At 43.9% G+C, this 19,691-nt stretch carries 16 protein-coding genes and 1 riboswitch; of the genes, 14 read left to right on the top strand and 2 right to left on the bottom strand.

Going from position 1 to position 19,691, the window contains the following annotated elements; translation table 11 throughout:
- Window positions 1–54: 54 nt before the first annotated feature.
- The 9 genes from IR135_RS00080 to hfq all read left to right on the top strand — a co-directional run bounded on the left by IR135_RS00080 (window position 55) and on the right by hfq (window position 11,722).
- Complete coding sequence (locus tag IR135_RS00080) at window positions 55–1,776, top strand: ABC transporter ATP-binding protein (RefSeq protein WP_135095609.1); 1,722 nt, start codon at window positions 55–57, stop codon at window positions 1,774–1,776.
- Window positions 1,769–3,586 carry an ABC transporter ATP-binding protein gene (locus IR135_RS00075; protein WP_135095607.1) on the top strand — a complete coding sequence of 606 codons (1,818 nt, stop codon included), beginning with the start codon at window positions 1,769–1,771 and terminating at the stop codon, window positions 3,584–3,586. Before IR135_RS00080 ends, IR135_RS00075 begins: the two co-directional genes overlap by 8 nt.
- A 73-nt stretch (window positions 3,587–3,659) precedes the next feature.
- A riboswitch (TPP riboswitch) is annotated at window positions 3,660–3,751 on the top strand.
- A gap of 127 nt (window positions 3,752–3,878) precedes the next feature.
- Window positions 3,879–4,313 (top strand): RicAFT regulatory complex protein RicA family protein, encoded by a 435-nt coding sequence (locus tag IR135_RS00070; protein WP_135095605.1) that lies wholly within the window; start codon window positions 3,879–3,881, stop codon window positions 4,311–4,313.
- Window positions 4,314–4,827: 514 nt separating this feature from the next.
- Window positions 4,828–5,295 (top strand): energy coupling factor transporter S component ThiW, encoded by a 468-nt coding sequence (gene thiW / locus IR135_RS00065; RefSeq protein ID WP_135095604.1) that lies wholly within the window; start codon window positions 4,828–4,830, stop codon window positions 5,293–5,295.
- A 52-nt stretch (window positions 5,296–5,347) separates the two neighbouring features.
- On the top strand, window positions 5,348–7,888 hold the full coding sequence (gene mutS, locus IR135_RS00060; protein WP_135095602.1) for a DNA mismatch repair protein MutS: 2,541 nt from the start codon (window positions 5,348–5,350) through the stop codon (window positions 7,886–7,888).
- A gap of 3 nt (window positions 7,889–7,891) precedes the next feature.
- Window positions 7,892–9,742, top strand: a complete 1,851-nt coding sequence (gene mutL / locus IR135_RS00055; protein ID WP_135095600.1) for a DNA mismatch repair endonuclease MutL — start codon at window positions 7,892–7,894, stop codon at window positions 9,740–9,742.
- Between the two features lie 11 nt (window positions 9,743–9,753).
- Window positions 9,754–10,638, top strand: coding sequence for an alpha/beta hydrolase (locus tag IR135_RS00050; protein WP_135095598.1), 885 nt, complete (start codon window positions 9,754–9,756; stop codon window positions 10,636–10,638).
- The gene (gene miaA / locus IR135_RS00045; protein WP_135095596.1) at window positions 10,625–11,533 is read left to right on the top strand and encodes a tRNA (adenosine(37)-N6)-dimethylallyltransferase MiaA; all 909 of its coding nucleotides are present in this window, start codon (window positions 10,625–10,627) and stop codon (window positions 11,531–11,533) included. The genes IR135_RS00050 and miaA overlap by 14 nt, the downstream gene beginning before the upstream one ends.
- Window positions 11,534–11,722, top strand: a complete 189-nt coding sequence (hfq, locus tag IR135_RS00040; protein ID WP_135095594.1) for an RNA chaperone Hfq — start codon at window positions 11,534–11,536, stop codon at window positions 11,720–11,722.
- 37 nt (window positions 11,723–11,759) lie between these two features.
- Here the strand turns inward: hfq and IR135_RS00035 are convergent, their stop codons facing one another.
- Window positions 11,760–12,245, bottom strand: coding sequence for a glutathione peroxidase (locus IR135_RS00035; RefSeq protein ID WP_318272178.1), 486 nt, complete (start codon window positions 12,243–12,245; stop codon window positions 11,760–11,762).
- Between the two features lie 117 nt (window positions 12,246–12,362).
- Between IR135_RS00035 and hflX the strand changes: the two genes are divergently transcribed.
- From hflX to IR135_RS00010, 5 genes are all read left to right on the top strand, one after another.
- Window positions 12,363–13,592, top strand: coding sequence for a GTPase HflX (hflX, locus tag IR135_RS00030; protein WP_135095592.1), 1,230 nt, complete (start codon window positions 12,363–12,365; stop codon window positions 13,590–13,592).
- Window positions 13,576–14,838, top strand: a complete 1,263-nt coding sequence (locus tag IR135_RS00025; RefSeq protein WP_135095590.1) for an aminotransferase class I/II-fold pyridoxal phosphate-dependent enzyme — start codon at window positions 13,576–13,578, stop codon at window positions 14,836–14,838. Before hflX ends, IR135_RS00025 begins: the two co-directional genes overlap by 17 nt.
- Window positions 14,839–14,922: 84 nt before the next feature.
- Window positions 14,923–15,732: an ABC transporter permease gene (locus IR135_RS00020; protein ID WP_135095588.1), complete on the top strand. Its 810-nt coding sequence runs from the start codon at window positions 14,923–14,925 to the stop codon at window positions 15,730–15,732.
- A gap of 9 nt (window positions 15,733–15,741) precedes the next feature.
- The gene (locus tag IR135_RS00015) at window positions 15,742–16,650 is read left to right on the top strand and encodes an ABC transporter ATP-binding protein (RefSeq protein WP_135095586.1); all 909 of its coding nucleotides are present in this window, start codon (window positions 15,742–15,744) and stop codon (window positions 16,648–16,650) included.
- 78 nt (window positions 16,651–16,728) lie between these two features.
- On the top strand, window positions 16,729–19,548 hold the full coding sequence (locus IR135_RS00010) for a glycosyltransferase family 4 protein (RefSeq protein ID WP_135095584.1): 2,820 nt from the start codon (window positions 16,729–16,731) through the stop codon (window positions 19,546–19,548).
- A gap of 48 nt (window positions 19,549–19,596) precedes the next feature.
- Here IR135_RS00010 and IR135_RS00005 read toward each other — a convergent pair whose 3' ends face one another.
- On the bottom strand, window positions 19,597–19,686 hold the full coding sequence (locus IR135_RS00005; RefSeq protein ID WP_416212699.1) for an IS3 family transposase: 90 nt from the start codon (window positions 19,684–19,686) through the stop codon (window positions 19,597–19,599).
- Between the last annotated feature and the right edge of the window lie 5 nt (window positions 19,687–19,691).

Raw genomic sequence — 19,691 nt, 5'->3', positions numbered from 1 at the left:
AGAGATTTGTCACACTCAGGCACTTACGTCACAGAAACAAAGGATGGTTTTACAATGATTACAGTTTACCGTTATGCCATGAACTACAAATGGATGATCGTTATTGCTTTATTTTTCATGTTTATTGAGCTCATCGTCGAACTGATCCAGCCGCTGTTTATTCAGCAGGTCATCGACAACGGAATTATGATCAACAGCGTCGACAATGTTATATTTTACCTGCTGATTATGTTCGCAGTGTCGCTGATTGCACTGTTTGCAGGTATATTTAATACATATTTTACCAGCCATTTAACAAATATGTTCGGCTACGATCTGCGGCTCGCAATCTTTAAGCGGGTTCAGAATTTTACGCTCGCCACCTTATCGCGTTTTTCAACATCAAGTCTGATCACCCGGATGACGCAGGACGTGCTGCAGACGGAGATGCTGCTCTTTATGAGTCTCCGCATTCTGCTCCGCGCACCGCTGCTCGTCATCGGTTCGCTCGTCATGTCTTTCCTCGTCAATCCGACGCTCGGCCTGTATTTATCAATGCTGACGCCGATACTCGTTATCTTTCTTTTTTTCACAGCGAGAAAAGGGGCACAGGTCTTCCTCCGCGTCCAGCATTGGCTCGACAGAATTAACCGTTTTATCCAGCAGAATTTAGAAGCGGTCAGACTGATAAAAGCCAACGACTCAGGAGAATACGAAACTGGAAAGTTTGCCAAAGTCGCAGCGAAATTGCGAAACGACACGATATTTGCTCTCCGGCTGATGGAGTCCATTTTGCCGGTGCTGCTTTTAATTATGAACGGCAGTCTGCTCCTCGTGCTCTGGGTCGCTTCCGACCTCCTCAAGACAAACGAGGTTGCGGTCGGGGAAATCGTTGCGGTTATTAACTATGCACTACGCATGCAGGGCGGATTTTCAATGTTTGCCTTTCTAATTATTGCAACTTCACGTGCCAAGGCGAGCAGTGACCGCATCAGTGAAATCCTGCATGCTCCGGTAGCTGTGGAGGATAAAAACACCTACGAAGCGGCAGACAGCGAAGGCACCGTTAAATTCGACAAGGTATCCTTTAAATATCCGCACACCAGCCGTTACGTGCTGAAAAATGTTTCATTTGAAATACATGATAATGAAAACTTTGTCATTATGGGCGGGACCGGTTCAGGTAAAAGTTCACTGATCAGTCTCATCCCGAATATGTATGATCCGACTGACGGCGTCGTGACTGTCAACGGTAAAAATGTACTCGACTGGAATACTGCTGACCTCCGGCAGACAATCGGCTACGTGCCGCAGCGCGCAGTGCTTTTTACCGGCAGTATTTACGATAATCTGCTCTGGGGAAATCTGCACGCTGAAGAAGAAGATGTCTTTATGTCATCTGAAAAAGCGCAGATTCACGATAATATTATGAATTTTGATGAGACTTACGAAACACCGGTCGGCCAGATGGGAGTTACGCTGTCAGGCGGGCAGAAGCAGCGTTTGTCAATCGCTCGCGCGCTTGTCAGAAAACCGTCGATTCTAATATTGGATGATTCGACATCAGCACTTGACGTGCGGACGGAGAATAATTTGTGGGATGCGCTCGCAGGCGAAAATGTGACCCGCATCGTCATTACGCAGAAAATATCCACTGCCGAACAGGCGGACCGGGTGCTGCTCCTAGATGACGGTGAAATTTCCGCCCTCGGCAGCCATGAAGAGCTGCTGCAAACTTCAGCGCTGTACAGAGAAATTTACGAATCGCAGAAAAAAGGGGGGCATCTCGATGACTAACTTTTTTGCACGCCCCTTCGGGCATGAACGGCTTATTACAAAAGAGGATATCGGCAAGAACAAACGATCAAACAAAAATAAGGCGGACAACATGGGTCAGACCTTAAAACGAATCTGGCAATTTATGCGCGGCGAGCGAAAACGGCTGTACTTTATCATTTCACTCGTTGTCGTAACGAGTCTGCTCAGCATTGTCGGACCGTTTCTCGTCGGCCGAATCGTCGATTATTACTTTATACCGCGGGAATTCGACGGGCTCTTCAGAGTGCTGATGATACTCTTAGCCTCGTACGTTCTCCTGTCGGCGACCACCTTCATTCAGGCTTATCTGATGGTCGGCTTGTCGCAGCGGACGATTTACAATTTGCGTCATCATCTGTTTGAACATATGCAGGAGCTACCGGTGACTTTTTACGATAAACGCCAGCACGGTGAATTAATGAGCCGGATGACCAACGACATTGAAACGCTGTCTCAGACGATGAACTCGTCCTTTATCCAGTTTACGACGAGTATTGTCACGCTGCTCGGCACCTTTTCAGTCATGCTGTACTTAAGTCCGCTCCTGACTTTTTTAACAGCACTGATTATCCCGATTTTAATTGTCAGTGTCAGATTTATAACGAACCGCACCGGCCCGCTGTATAAAATGCGCCAGCGGCGCACCGGCGAACTGAACGGCTACATTGAAGAAATTGTCTCCGGCCAGGAAATTGTTAAAGTATTCTCCCAGGAAGAACGGGCGGTCAGGAACTTTGAAATGCGCGCCAAAAATTTAAGAGAAGTGACCTTTTGGGCGAATCTGTATTCCGGTTTTATTCCTAAAATCATGAATATGCTGAATAACATTTCGTTTACCATTGTCGCGGGTGCCGGCGGGATTCTCGCGCTGACGACAAACGGTATTGTTACAGTCGGAACAATTGTTGTCTTTGCAGAATACGCCCGCCAGTTTACCCGTCCGCTCGCTGATCTGTCCAACCAGCTGAACCAGGTGCTGTCGGCGATTGCAGGTGCAGAACGTGTTTTCCAGATACTCGATACGCCGGCGGAAGCTGACGAAGGTAAAATTACTGATAAAACACTCCGGGGACATATTGAATTTAAAGACGTCACCTTCTCCTACAGCAGGGAGCAGCAGGTGCCGACAATCAGAAATCTGTCATTTGAAGTCGCATCCGGCGAATCTGTTGCTTTAATCGGTGCGACAGGTGCCGGTAAGACGACGGTTATGCAGCTTTTAGCCCGCTTTTACGAAACGGATAACGGCAGCATTTTAGTCGACGGGGAGGATATTAAAGATTACTCCCGGACTAACATTCGTTCACAGACGGCCTTCGTGCTGCAGGACCCGTACCTGTTTGAAGCCACCATCCGTGAAAATATACGCTACGGCCGGATGAATGCGACAGACGATGAAGTGATTGAAGCGGCGAAAGTCGCCAATGCCCATGACTTTATTATGACGCTCGAGCAGGGTTACGACACGGTGCTCGATTTAGATGAGGGCTTTATCTCGCAGGGCCAAAAGCAGCTGATCTCCATCGCGCGGGCGCTCATTACAGACCCTGCCATCCTGCTGCTCGATGAAGCAACGTCCAGCATCGACACGATTACAGAACTGAAAATCCAGGAATCGCTGGAGCGGCTGATGAAAGGGCGGACGAGCATTATTATCGCCCACCGCCTCAACACGATAAAAGCCGTCGACCGGATTTTCGTTTTAGAGCAGGGGGAACTGCTTGAAGCGGGAACGGAAGAAGAGCTGCTTGCTTTGGAAGGCAAGTACTATGACATGGTCAACCAGTAAATAGACGAGTCACGCGGCTGAACTGTATTTACAAACACTTTCTGTTCAGTTATGATGGAAGCAATTAAATACCGCACACCACTGGAGGTGCCTTTTTGAGGCTGAGAGACACTCTTACTACCTGATCTGGATTATGCCAGCGTAGGGAAGTGGCATAGATTCGTTATGCACACTCCAGGGCCGGAGTGTGCATTTTTGTACTTTGACAAATGAATCAGGAGATTTACATTTAATAAATGAAGGCTTTCATATATAATGAATGGTATATATCAACTAAAAGGTGGAACTTCGAATGTATACTAAGGATGAAATAATAGAAGAAGCAAAAAAGCTCGGTAAAATGATGGCGGAAACAGAACAGGTTGAATTCTTCCAGAAAGCGGAAGCTAAGATTCACGAAAACCAGGAAATCCGCGAAAAAATGGCCAGCCTGAAAAGCCTGCAGCAGCAAGCTGTAAACTTCCAAAACTACGGCAAAGAACGCGCCTACAAAATGACGGAAGAAAAACTGGCTAAAATCGAAGAAGAATTAGACGAAATGCCGCTCGTTGACCAGTTCAAAGAATCACAGGCAGGCGTCAACGAACTGCTGCAGATGGTCTCGCATGCAATCAGCTCAACAGTCACAAGCGAAATTATCGAACAAACAGGCGGCGACCTCATGCAGGGCGAAACCGGCGCTGCAGTCCGCAACAGACCAAACCGCGACCCGAACCAGTTTAAATAAGCATCATCTACATATTGAATGGCGTTGAAATCTCTGAATAATAGAGTGTTTCAGCGCCATTTTTGTATGTTGACGTATTGAGACTTTCGTATACATGAGCTTCCGTCACGCCAACGCATCGCGCCTTTCGTATACATGAGCACTCGTCACATCAACGCATCGCGCCTTTCGTATACATGAGCTTCCGTCACGCCAACGCATCGCGCCTTTCGTATACATGAGCGCCCGTCATGCCAACGCATCGCGTCTTTCGTATACATGAGCTTCCGTCATGTCAACGCACCGCGCCTTTCGTATACATGAGCGCCCGTCACGCCAACGCATCGCGCCTTTCGTATACATGAGCGCCCGTCACGCCAACGCATCGCGCCTTTCGTATACATGAGCACCCGTCATGCCAACGCACCGCGCCTTTCGTATACATGAGCTTCCGTCACGCCAACGCATCAAGCCACACATTCCATCACCAATAATTCAAATAGGAGGCACCACCATCAACAAATTAATTAAAAACATGACATTCACCGCAGCTTTTGTCGCTTTAAACGTTATTTTAAGTACGCTAGTCACTATTCCGATCGGCATTATCCGCGCGGCGCCCATGCAGCACCTGATCAACGTACTCGGTGCGGTACTCACCGGCCCCTGGGTTATCGTCCAGGCTTTTATCTCATCGACGATCAGAATTCTATTCGGCACGGGCACCGTCTTCGCTTATCCCGGCAGTATGATCGGCGCGCTCGCCGCCTGGCTGCTCTACAAATACTCTAAAAAGCTGTCGCTTGCGGCCCTCGGCGAAATCATCGGCACCGGCGTCATCGGTGCGCTCAGCCTTTACCCGCTGATTATCATCCTTGAACTCGATGCACAAATTTTCACAGTGGTCGCAGCAGCTTTCTTAGTATCGAGTCTAATCGGCGCCATTACGTCCTACATCATCTTAAAACAATTGGAAAAACACGGGGTCTTACTGCGGATATAAGCGTTCGTGCATGTTATAATAATACGACAAGATTAATTTAGGAAGTGTTAAGATGCGGGAACCAACACCGATGATGAAACAGTATTTTTCAATTAAAGATAATCATCCGGACAGCTTGCTTTTATTCAGACTGGGAGACTTTTACGAGCTGTTTTACGACGATGCAGTCACGGCTGCAAAAGTGCTCGAAATTACATTAACTTCACGCGATAAAAGCAAGGATCCGATACCGATGTGCGGCGTGCCGTACCATTCTGCGCGAAACTATATCGCAAAGCTGATCGAAAACGGCTTTAAAGTGGCGATCTGCGAGCAGATGGAAGATCCGAGAGCGGTTAAAGGCATGGTCAAAAGAGAAGTGGTCCGGGTGATTACACCGGGAACCTTAATCGATGACTTCGGTATGGACGACGGTGCAAGCAACTTTATTCTGGCACTCTGTGAAAAAAATGATAAAACAGAAGTCAGCTACGCCGATATTTCAACAGGTGAAATATTTGCTTTCAGCACCGATGACGAAACGGAGCTGAAAAGCGAAATAGAAACACTCGGTGCAAGGGAGCTCGTCACAAACAAAGAAAGCGAGCAGCTGATCCACCGGATTTATAACGATCCGCCGCTCTATACAGTATTTGAAGCGGATGAACCGGCTGATTACGACTACGAAGCGGATGTCGATGAACATCAGGCGATTAACCTGCTCCTGAACTACATCCGTAAACAGAATATGCAGGAACTGAAACATTTAAAAACGGTGGAAAAACACCGGATTAATACATTTATGAAACTGAACTATGCGGCGATTTCGAACCTCGAGCTCTTAGAAAACATTCAGACTAAAAAAGTAAAAGGGTCGCTGTTCTGGTACTTAAACCGGACGGAAACACCGATGGGGAAACGCCAGCTCAGAAAACTGATCGAGCGGCCGCTCGTCTCAAAACAGGAGATAGTCAACCGCCAGAATATTGTGACGACTCTAATCGACAACTTTACCGAACGCGAAGAGCTGTCCGGTATTTTAAATCACGTATACGATATCGAACGGCTGGTCGGCCGCCTTGCTTTTAACAACGTCGACGTGAAAGATCTCGTTCAGCTGCGCGATTCACTACATGGACTGCCGGACTTAAAAGCAGTGCTTGAATCACTAAAACTGACAGACAACAAAACATTCCAAAACTTCGACAGCCTGGAAGATGCATATGAACGCCTAGTAGTTCTTACCGACACGCCGCCGAAAACCATCCGCGAAGGAAAGATCTTTAAAGACGGTGTCAATGAAGCACTCGATAAACTCCGCGATATCAGCAACAACGCACGTACCTGGCTGAACAATTACCTCGAGACGGAAAAAGAACGCACAGGCATTAAAAACTTAAAAATTGGCTTTAACAAAGTATTCGGCTACTACCTCGAAATTTCCAAGGGTCAGGCGGTAAACTTCGATGCGGAGAAATTTGAGTACAACCGCAAGCAGACGCTCACCAACGCCGAGCGTTTTATCACGCCGGAACTGAAGGAAATGGAAAGTCAGATTTTAACAGCAGAAGACGACAGCATTAAGCTCGAATTCGATATGTTCACTGAACTCAGAACGGATATGATAGCTTATATTACCCGCCTGCAGCAGACGGCTGAGCAGATATCGACGCTCGATACGCTGATATCATTCGCCCTGGTGTCGAACGACTACCATCTGACGACACCGGAATTTACAGAGGACAAATCCATCAGCTTAAAAGATGCGCGGCATCCAATTGTTGAGCGCATGCTGAATGAAAATACTTATGTGCCGAACGACCTTACGATGAGCGATGACAGTTTTATTTATCTGATTACCGGCCCGAATATGTCCGGGAAGTCGACCTATATGCGTCAGGTGGCACTCATTATTATTATGGCCCAGATTGGCATGAGGGTGCCTGCAGCAAGTGCTGAGCTGCCGATATTTGATGCGATTTACACACGCATCGGGGCAAGCGACGACTTATCGAGCGGCAAATCGACCTTTATGATTGAAATGATGGAAGCTAATACCGCGCTACAGCACGCGACGAAAGACTCGCTGCTTATATTCGATGAAATCGGCCGCGGTACGAGCACTTATGACGGCATGGCACTCGCCCAGGCTATGCTCGTTTACATTCACGATGAAATCGGTGCGAAGACGCTGTTTTCGACCCACTACCATGAACTGACGAATCTGGAGGACACGCTGCCGGGCCTCCGGAACGTTCACGTTAAAGCGACGGAATACGACGGCAAGCTCGTCTTCCTGCACAAGGTCAAACCGGGAGCAGTGGAAAAAAGCTACGGCATTCACGTGGCGAAATTGGCAGAACTGCCGGACCGGGTGACAGAACTTGCAGCAGACTATCTGACTTCATTTGAAAACAGGAAACAGGAAGCGCCTCAGAAGGCACAGAATGATATCTTCCAGCTCGAGCTGCCGCTCGATGACAGCGAAACAGTATCTAAAGACGAAGCAAATCTCTTAGCCGAATTAACATCGCTTGATTTAAATAATATGACGCCGATGGAGGCGCTGAACACACTGCACAAGCTTCATAATCAAGCACGCGGGGAGGAATAAAAAATGGGACAGATACACGTACTGCCCGCTCATATACAAAACAAAATCGCAGCAGGCGAGGTGGTCGAGCGTCCGAGTTCCATCGTCAAGGAAATTGTTGAGAATTCGCTCGACGCTCATTCTACGGTCATCGAAGTCTTTATCAAAAACAGCGGCATGGAGTCGATTAAAGTGATCGACAACGGCCGCGGCATCGATTATGAGGACCGCACCCTGTTATTTGAAAGACATGCAACGAGTAAAATCGATACGGCTTACGAGCTGTTTGAAATCCGTTCGCTCGGCTTCCGGGGGGAAGCCCTCGCCAGTATCGGTGCCGTCGCCAAAGTGACTTTGGAGAGCATGCGGGATGACTCAACGCCTTTTAAAATTGTTTACGCCGGCGGGAAGTATGATGAAGATACCGTCTGGCACGAACGACGCGGGACGATTATTGAAATTGAAGACTTATTCTTTAATACACCGGCCCGCTTAAAATATATTAAAAATCTGCGCACTGAAGCGGGTAAAATTATCGATATTATGCAGCGGATGGCTTTAAATTATCCGGATGTCAGCTTCCGTCTGGTTTTTGACGGCAAGGACCGCTTTAAAACGACCGGCAACGGCAACCTGAAAGAAGTCATCAACATTCTGTACGGCATCCAGGTTTCGAGCAACACGCTCGAAGTTCAAGCGGAAAGCCCGGACTATAAACTCGAAGGTTATATCGTGAGACCCGAAGTGACAAGAAGCAGCCGCAATTATATTAATTTAAGTATTAATCACAGGCATGTCCGTCATTTTAAACTGTCTCAGAGTATTATTAATGCCTATCATACGCTGCAGCCGAAAGATAAGTATCCGCTCGCCTTTTTAAATATCACCATGGATCCGAAGCTGATCGATGTCAACGTCCATCCGTCGAAAGTGGAAGTGAAGCTGTCGAAGGAAGCGGAACTGTTAAAACTGACCGAAAGAGCAGTTAAAGAAGCCCTGATGGAAACGGAACTGATTCCGGAAGTGGAACATAAAACGCCGAAAAGTGAAAAGCCTGAACAGACAGCTATTGATTTTACAGTGCGCCACGAACAGATCAGGGAGCATATTGACAGCTACACACCGCCCGTCCGTCAAACACCGGAAACGTTTAAAGAGCGGCCGAAACAAAAGCAGATTCAACAAAAACCGGTTTACACGAATCCCTTCCAGGAAGCGCCGGCAACACCGAAAAAGTCAGCACCAAAAGATGCGCCTGCCTACGTTAACAAAGAGCCGCTGCCGAAAAAAGAAAAATTGCCTTACTTGGAAATTATCGGCCAGCTGCACGGCACTTATATTATTATGCAGAACGAAACAGGTATGTATCTCATGGACCAGCACGCTGCCCAAGAGCGCATTAAATACGAATATATTTACGCGAATATTATTAAGGAAGACGACGGTATTCCGCTCTTAATCCCATACACTTTCGAATTCAGCTTTGACGATGTGATTACTATCGATGAGAAGCTTACCGAACTGCAGTCGCTCGGTTTCGATATTGAAAAAAGCGGTGTTAAACAGTACACGGTAGCCCGTTATCCATCCTGGATCAAAGCAAAAAATCCGGAAGAGGATATCAATGACTTAATTGAATTTATTACAGAAACGGACCGTTTCGATGTGAATAAGTACCGGGAAGAAATGTCCATTATGATGAGCTGCAAGCAGTCGATTAAAGCGAATCATTACCTCGATAAAAACCAGATGGCAGCACTGCTCGAAGAGCTCGGAAAATGTGCTTCGCCGTACACCTGCCCGCACGGCCGGCCGGTGATTATTCATATGACGACGTATGAAATAGAACGCCTGTTTAACCGGATTATGAAGTAGGGGGGCTTAAATTGAAGATTATTAACCGTACGATGAAAAATAAAGACAGGAGTATTTCAGTGACGCATTATGCGCCAAAAAAGCCGAAGGCGAGCATTCAAATCCTGCACGGCATGGCCGATCATAAAGGACGCTACAAGGAGTTTCTGATGTATCTCGCCTTAAATGATATTCACTGTGTTATTCATAACCACAGAGGCCACGGCAGCGATGAGAAGTTAAGCAATCTCGGCCACTTCTCTTCTTTTGAAGACCTGCTCGAAGATGCGAAAATTGTCAGCCGGTCCATGCCCGGGGATCTCCCGCATATCGGACTCGGGCATTCTATGGGCTCCATTCTGCTCAGAAGACTGCTTGAAGAAGAGCTCTACGATGCGGGTGTTATTGTCGGCACCGGCAGCAAGGTCCGTTTTTCTGATACGCTGTCTCACGTCTTGATGCAGGGACTCTCTAAGGTAATCCCCGGCACGAAGTCGAGACTGATTAACAAATTATCGTTTCTCGGCTATGACGGCAACTTTAAGGGTACTGTTAAAAACCGCTGGCTGTCGGCGGATGACGACAACATCCATGCCTATAACACCGACCCGCATGCCGGCCAGAAGATGAGTGTAAGAGCACTTGCTGAAATATTGAAAAACATCCGCTACGTTGATTCTTCAAAGTGTCTTAAAAGATACAGGGATATCCCTTACTTATTAATCGGCGGCATGGATGATCCATTTTCGCATTTCGGCAGGGATTATGAACTTTTAAACTGGCGGCTGCAGCGCCATTTTAATAACGTGAAAATGGAGCTCGTGCCGAACGCGCGGCACGAAGTGCTGTTTGAAGAAAACAGAGGCGCGGTTTATTCTAATATTGTCAAATGGGTGGAAACATATGTCGAAAAGTAAATTGCTTATCTTAGTCGGACCGACAGCTATCGGAAAGACCGCCTTATCCATAGCTGTCGCTAAAAAATTTAAGGCTGAAATTATCAGCGGCGATTCCATGCAGGTTTACAGAGGCATGGATATCGGCACCGGTAAAATTACCGAGGATGAAATGGACGGTATTCCGCATCATATGATTGATATTTTAAACCCGGATGAAACATTTTCTGTGTCCGACTTCCAAAGTCAGGTGGAACACCTTGTTTCAGATATTGAAGGGCGCGGGAAACTGCCTATGCTGGTCGGCGGCACCGGGCATTATATTAAAGCGCTGATTGAAGGCTATGAGTTTAATGATGAAAACCGGGAAGATATTGACCGGCTGACTGAAGAATATGAGAAGTTCTCGAATGAAGAGCTGTTTTCAGAGCTTGAAAAATTGGTGCCTGACAGCGGCATTCATCCAAATAACCGGAAGAGGATTATCCGCAGGTTGGTTAAAGAAAAGCTTGGCGTTAAAGAAAAGAAAGCGTATACACAAAAGCCGAAATATGATACATTCTTAATAGGTCTCACAGCAGACAGAAGTGTGATATACGACCGCATTAACAGACGGGTAGAGGCAATGTTCAATACCGGTCTCGCGGAAGAAGTGAGCGGATTGCAGAATCAGAAGCTGTCTGAGACAGCAGGACAGGCAATCGGCTACAAAGAGTTTTTGCCGTATTTTAAAGGGGAAGCATCACTCGCTGAAGTAAGGGAGCGCATTCAGGCTCATTCACGGCAGTATGCGAAGCGGCAGCTGACTTTTTTCCGCAATCAGCTTGATGTGCACTGGTACGATATCGCGCAGACAGATACAGATATAATCATTAAAGATATATATCAATTCTTACAAACAAAAGGGGAGAATTAAATGAATTTGCAGGATTCGTTTTTAGGGGAATACAAAGAATCAGGGAAGGAAATTACCGTATTTTTAATGAACGGTTTCCAGCTGCAGGGGAAAATTACCGGCTTCGACAAGTATGTTGTCGAACTTGATTCAGAAGGTAAAGTTCAAATTATATATAAGCATGCAATCAGTACATTTATACGTGCGTAAAAAAACAGCCGGACTTCCTGTCCGGCTGTTTTCCGCTTTATCCAGCTAAATATTTTTCAACGTCATCTTCGATGTCGTGCGGCGGTTTTTGAGGGGGATAGCGTTTAACTACTTTGCCTTCTCTGGTAACCAGAAATTTAGTGAAATTCCACTTAATCGAATTGGTAATTAAGCCGGATTTCCCTTCGGTTAAGTATTTAAACAGCGGATGAATATTTTCTCCCTTAACATCGGTTTTCTCCATTACAGTATAGGAAACACCGTGTTCTCTGCCGTAAAGGTCGCGTGCTTCTGTTGCTGAGCATGGTTCCTGATTCATAAAGTTATTTGAAGGAAATGCCAGAATCTCTAAACCGATATCATGGTATTTCCGGTATAATTTTTCGAGCTCATCGAGCTGTTTATTAAAACCGCATTCACTTGCTGTATTGACAATCAGAACGACTTTACCTTCCAAGTCCTTCATATCAATATGATTCCCGTCTGCATCCTGCGCTGAGAGGTCATAAAAAGTTGCCTTCACTTATGATCCTCCTTTCTTTACTTTCTATATACAACAGTTGATACTACAATATAGCCTTATTAATATGATTAAAACATGATATTGTAATATTAAACGAAAAAAACGGAGGTGTTTGTCATGAATATGACACATACTGGAATAATCCTTGCGACGAACACTGTACAAAATAAAGACGTGGAGTCGGAAGTGCGCGAGCTTAAAGAGCTGAGTGAGTCCATCGGCATAGAGATTGTCGGCACGCATATTCAAAACCGCACATCGATAGACAGAAAAAGCTATGTGGGAAGCGGCTTTCTGGAAGAAGTCAAAATGCAGTATGAAGATATTGATTACGCTATCGTTAACGATGAGATTCTGGCGAGCCAGAACCGCACTATAGAAAATATACTGGATACGAGTGTGATTGACAGGACGCAGGTCATTCTCGATATTTTCAGCTTAAGAGCTCAGTCAAAAGCAGGCAAGCTGCAGGTGGAACTGGCCCAGCTTGAATATCTGGTGCCGCGCTTAAAAGGACAGGGCATTAACCTGTCGAGGCTCGGTGCGGGAATCGGGACTAGAGGTCCTGGTGAAACTAAGCTTGAAACAGACCGCCGTCATATTAATACAAGAATCCGGGATATTAAAAGGCAGCTCGCTGTCATTGAAGAACACCGGTTAAGATACCGCGACAAGCGTCGTTCGAATCAAGTGACGAAAGTGTCGCTGATCGGTTATACGAACGCGGGCAAGTCGACGCTGTTCAATAAGCTGACGAATGCGGAAACGCTGCAGGAAGACAAGCTGTTCGCGACCCTGGATCCGCTGACCCGGGAAATGGTTCTTCCGTCAGGCTTTCAGTGCATTATATCGGATACAGTCGGTTTTATCCAAAAACTGCCGACGACTTTAATAGAAAGTTTTAAGTCGACGCTCGAAGAAGCGGCGGACAGTGATTTCATTATTCATGTAATCGATAATAATGCTCCGGACCTTGTGAGCCAGTACGATACGGTGCTGGATTTAATCGATTCCTTGAACATGAAAGATATCCCGCAGCTGATTCTGTTTAATAAAACAGATTTAAATGATGAGAAAAGACTGCTGCCGGCAAGTCCGCATCAGTTTGTGAATATGAATATGCCGGCAGAGGATATATTAATGGATGTCGAAAACTTTATGACGAAGTATTTCGATGCCTACGATGCGGAGCTTCCGCTCTCGAGACAGGATAAGATTTACAGATTAAAAAGACAGACCATCGTTAAAGAACTTAAGATTGATGAAGAGAAAGTTAAAGTCAGCGGGTTTGAACCCGAGGGCAATTTTGCAGAACGTATAGTAAAGAAGGATGACAAACGTGAATAATGAAGAAAAGATTTGCAGCATTATAGAACAAGCAGAAGAAGTGCTGCAGCCGTATTATAAAAAGAATAAGGATATTGCCTATCAGAACTTTAAAAAAGTGATGACAGCCTTTACAAATCACTCTGTCACAGAAAGCGACTTCAGCGGCACGACAGGTTACGGTTATGACGATGTCGGGCGGGATAAGCTGGAAGAGATCTACAGAGATGTGTTTAAGGCGGAAGATGCGCTCGTTAGAACACAGATTATTTCAGGAACCCATGCGATCAGCCTGGTCCTGCTGAGCCTTTTAAAGCACGGCGATGAGCTCTTATATATTACGGGAACACCTTACGATACGCTTGAGAAAGTAATCGGCACCACAGAAGATGATATCGGCAGCCTGAAAGAAATGGGTGTTGAATTTAATACAGTTGATTTAAAAGATGATCAGTTCGATACAAAAAGCATACTGTCATCAATTACAGAAAAAACAAAAATGATTGGCATCCAGCGTTCTAGAGGCTACTCACACCGTAAATCGATGAACGTCGGTCAAATAGAAGCGGTTATACAAACGATAAAAGAAAAACACCCGAATATTATCGTATTCGTGGATAACTGCTACGGTGAGTTCGCGGAAACGAGAGAACCGCTGGAAGCAGGTGCTGATATAATGGCAGGCTCGCTCATTAAAAACCCGGGCGGCGGTATTGCCAAGATGGGCGGTTACGTTGCAGGCAGAGAAAAACTTGTTGAGCGCGTAAGCTACCGTTTAACAGTGCCGGGTGTCGGCAAGGAAATGGGTGCGAGCCTGAATGCATTGACTGATATGTACCAGGGCTTCTTTATGGCGCCGCATACGGTCATGGAATCTATTAACGGTGCGCTGTTAATGAGCTATGTTTTTGAAAAGTTAAATATGAAACCCTCACCGAGATATACAGAAGAGCGTACGGACTTAATTCAGAGTGTATCGTTTAATAATGAAGAAGAAATGATAACATTCACTCAGATGATTCAAAAAGCAAGTCCGGTAAATGCGCGCTTCATGCCGATTCCGGATTTAATCCCGGGCTATCAGAATCCTGTTATTATGGCTGCGGGAACCTTTGTGCAAGGTGCTTCTCTTGAACTGTCGGCAGACGGACCGATCAGAGCGCCGTACACAGTGTATGCCCAGGGCGGGCTGCATATCGAACACGTGAAATATGCGCTCGAAATGTCTTTGACTGAACTCTCTGAGAAGAATATGATAGAGCTATAAAGAATAAGTGTCGCTATTGTATAGTGACACTTATTTAATTTAAGCGTATAATTAATTTCGAAATTATAAATTGGAGCTTACATAATGAAAAACGTCCTTGCTTTGTTAAAAGAAAACTTTGAGAACCTTCATTTAATCTGGAAATTAAGTCTCTATAATATTAAGGCGCAGTATGCAAACCATTATTTGGGTATACTGTGGGCGATATTGATGCCGGCAGCCCAGGTCGGAGTCTTCTATGTGATTTTCGGACTCGGCTTAAGGGGAGACCGGGGCGATGTGCAGAACGTACCCTTCCTGGTTTACCTGATAACGGGTATTTTTGCGTTTGGTTTTATACAAGGTTGTATAAACTCGGCATCAAATGCTATCAGCAGTCAAATTGGACTTGTTACTAAAATGAAATTTCCATCTAGTATATTGTTGTCCATGTCGATGGCGAATAATATTGTTACTTTCAGTATTATGTCATTGATAGTTTTAATTATTAGTGTAGTAAATGGGTATTCTGAACCAGCACACTACTTAGTATATTTTTACTTTATGTTCGCTACAATTGTATTTACATACAGTATTTCTTTAATTATGTCTTCTGTAAATATACTGATAAGGGATTTAAGAAATGTGCAGCAAAATGTGATGAGAATGTTCTTCTTCATTACGCCAATATTTTGGGAAGTTGAAGGCAGACCGCCTATTATGGCGACAATCATAGAATTTAATCCGTTTGCATATCTTTTAATGACTTTCAGATATGCTCTGATATTTGACGGTCCGGCTTTTTACGGTGATGTTTCCGACCATATCTTCTTCTGGTCGATTACGCTCTTCCTGTTCTTTATAGGAGTACAGGTGCATTACCGCTATAAAGACAGACTGGTGGATTACCTATAAAGGTGGATAATTATGTATAAAGTTAAAGTAGAGAACGTCTCTAAAATATATGATATTAATAGAAACCGTATCGCAAAAGTATTATCATTGCTGACTTTCGGTAAACTTTATAAGGCAAAACCCTTTTATGCCTTAAGAGATATCGATTTTGAAGTTAATGCAGGGGATTCTGTGGGTATATTGGGATTAAACGGTTCCGGTAAAACTACGTTGTCAGATTTAATTGCTGAAGCGACAGTCCCGTCCAAAGGTAAAATTCATATTAATGGACGTACTTCCTTAATTGCGATCAGTGCGGGGCTGAACCAGGAATTGACTGGCGAAGAGAATATCCGTATCAAGTGTCTGATGCACGGCTTAAGTGAAAAGCAGATTGCAGACCGTTACGATGATATTTTGAAATTCAGCGAACTCGGTGAATTCATCAAGCAGCCGATTAAAAACTACTCGAGCGGTATGAAGTCGAGACTGGGTTTTGCCATTGCGATTCATACCGATCCCGATATTTTAATTGTCGATGAAGCATTATCGGTCGGAGACGAAACTTTCGCCAATAAATGTATCGACCGCATGCGCGACTTCCAGGAGCAGGGCAAGACGATTTTCTTTGTCTCCCATGCAACCGGACAGATTAGACAGTTCTGCAATAAGGCAGTCTGGGTGCAGTACGGCGAAATGAAACAGTTCGGTGAAATGAAAGATGTTGTTAAAAGCTATGCCGAATTTGTTAACCAGTATAAAAATCTGACCAAAGATGAGCAGATAGAATATAAAGATAAAATGGTCGGTGAGCAGATGAAGGCGAGCCAGCATTTAGATCTGCCGAAAGAAAAAATAAATATGAACAGTGTTGCTATCGGTACGCTCTTGTTTCTGTTTATGATGTTCGGTATCGTTTTTCAGATATTCAGTTTGTAAATAGTATGGTAAATTAGTAGGAATATATGTAATATGGAGAACTAGTTCATTTTAGATTAGACATTAGGAGAATTGCCCATGAGATACCTGCAAGGAATTATTTCATACGTAACATTAAAATATAATATGCCTGTCGTCTCAAGACATATTCTGAAACTGAGCCTGACTAAGAAAGTTGGAAAAGCTGAGCCCGGTCTTAGTTATTTTCTCCGTAAATCGGAGCATTTAACGCTGATGGATTTAATAGACCATATGCGCCTTCAGAATGACTATGAAGCATATTTAAAAGCACTTATTTTACGTCATGAAAAGAATTACAAAGGGTCTCTTGAAATGGTGGCGAACGACCGCAATAAGGCACTCGTTCCTTTTAAAACAAAGCTGTACTATAATTTGAAACGATTTGACGAGATTGAGAAAATTGCAAGTGCCGGCTATGATGTGCTCGGCAAACTCTCTGCAGATCAGCAGGAAATCCTTGTCCGTAATTTGTTAAAAAACAATAAGTACCAGCTGATTGAAAAAATGATTGATGTTACAGAAAAAAATAAAACTGATCTCGAAGAGTTGTATCACCAGGAAAAAGACGATTTGTTCTATCAGTATTCCTGGTCCAATTATCGTGAAAATATCTTAGAAGGTGTGGATACGGATTCTCCACTGGAAGCAATCAAAGCTGCAATAGATCAGACAGATGAAAACATGCATGATTTAGGCTATGTTTTGGTTATCAATAATTACTTTCTTGCAGACCGTCATCTTGGTGAATTAAACGATTTATTTGTAGATTATGTAAATCGCAATGACAAACTGCTTAAATACATAGATCCGATTGCACTGGATACTTTAGATTTTGATTTAAATTACAAAGATAAGAAATCTGAACGTTTGCAAAATCTGTTGAATTATTATCATTTCGGCAAGGGCACCAAAATGCTTATGCAAAATATTTTCAAACTGCTGCCAGACGTCACTCTGAACGCACAGCATATTATGAGTTTACGGAGATTAATACTAGACGGTCATCTTAACTTTGAGGATGCTCGTATCAAAAAGCTGTTTAAGACAGACAAACGTCTGGAAAGTGTATTTCATAGTGCTACACTATTTTTGGATGAGGGAACACGGACAGTAACAGATGAATTTGTTTATAATAATTTTAATACACGTGAAAAACGCCGTATTTATAATGCGGTAATTAATCAGCTGCAGCGTGTTAATAAACGTTATAACTTACCTATCTATATTTTTAGCTATCTTGAAAAAAGTGCTGAGAATAAACAGAACCACTCATATATACTGGCAAGATTCTATGCTACAGAAGGCGACACAGAGAAACTGAATGAGATTCTTAATAAAAATAATGCAGAAAAACAACTGAAAATACATATAAATCTTTCAATGTACCTGTTTAATTTAAAAATGTATAAAGCTTCTTTGTCGCATGCAGAAGCAGCCTATAAAATTAAATCAATAAATGCAGATGTTCTACGTGCCCTCATCAGAGTGAATCATGTTATGGGGAATATAGATGAACGTTATAACAAGCTGATTGAAATGAGAAAACATTTTCCTTCCAGAGTATACCCGGGAGAATTTTTAATGGCGGAACAGGAATATCAGCTGTCGCATTCTGACTGGGAAGCTGAGGCACTCCCAGAGGATTTAAAATATCAAGATGACGGTAAGTCGATTCTGTTTGTACTAAATAAAGCAATGCCTGCAGTCAACGGTTATACAATACGGACCAATGAAATAGTATCGAGAGTTCAAAAGTATGGTTACAGACCAGTTGCAACTTCCAGACTGGGCTGGTCTCCCGAACATGAAAACTATGAAAAACCTGGATTGGATGATGGGGACTACAGAACATATTATATTGACCGCTCAGATAAATATTTAACAAACCGGACACCGTTAAGAAAGTACTTTAATGTTTACAGGGATGAACTGTTAAAAATAGTACTGAAGGAAAAGCCGGCAGTTATCCATGCGGCCTCCAATTTTCAAAATGCTATGCCTGCGCTTCAGCTGGGGAATCAGTTGAATATTAAAACCATTTACGAAGTAAGAGGAATGTGGCATCATACCCAGACCTCAAAAGTGCCTGAGTTCCTTAACTCCGACCGTTTTAATATGCAGGAACATTATGAAGTACTCTGCTGTCAGCTTGCTGACGAGGTCATTGTTATCAGTGAAAGTTTAAGAGAGTATTTGATATTAAAAGGAATTCCTGCAGAAAAAATTACTGTGCTGCCTAACGGAGTGGATTCGAAAAAGCTTTCACCGTTAGAAAAGTCAGAAAATCTTATTAAAAGATACCAGCTTGATGATAGTATCGTGTTAGGTTTTATTGGTTCAATAACGAATTATGAAGGCATAGAATTGATTATTGATACAATTCAATCGCTAAATAAAAAGAATCATTATAACAGACGATTTAAATTTTTAGTCGTAGGAGATGGACAGCACCGCGCAGCTTTGCAGAGAAAAGTCCTTGACCAAAACCTGAGTGAGGATATTATTTTTACAGGCAAAGTGCCTTTCGAGACAGTAAAAGATTATTATTCTGTAATCGATATTGCACCGTTTCCGCGTCTAGACAAACTCGTTTGTCAATTGGTAACGCCAATTAAAACGTATGAAGCTATGGCCATGGGTAAACGAGTCATTGTGAGCGATGTTAATGCACTGAAGGAAATGGTGATTGATCAGGTCAACGGTGTTTACTTTAAAGCAGATAATCAGCAATCGTTTGAAGAAGCAGTCATCAGTGTTTTGAATAATGAAGCAATCGGAGAATCTGCCCGCGAGTGGGTTGTTGAAAACCGCGACTGGAAAGTTCTCCTTAAGAAACTTGTCAAAGTTTATGAAAAACTGGATATTAAAGCAAGTTAAAAAGAGCCGCACAAAGTGACGTGCTACCCAAAAGTTGAACTTTTGGATTTAGGCTGATTTCAAGGTATGTTTCCTGAATTGTTCAGGAGACATGCCTTTTAATTTTGTCTTGATTCTATATTTATTATAATAATTAATGTACT

Origin of the sequence: Jeotgalicoccus nanhaiensis, from assembly GCF_015235105.1 — a bacterium.
Classification (GTDB): domain Bacteria; phylum Bacillota; class Bacilli; order Staphylococcales; family Salinicoccaceae; genus Jeotgalicoccus; species Jeotgalicoccus nanhaiensis.
The sequence above is the reverse complement of the archived record's forward strand: the minus strand, read 5'-3'. Positions and strand labels throughout refer to the sequence as shown.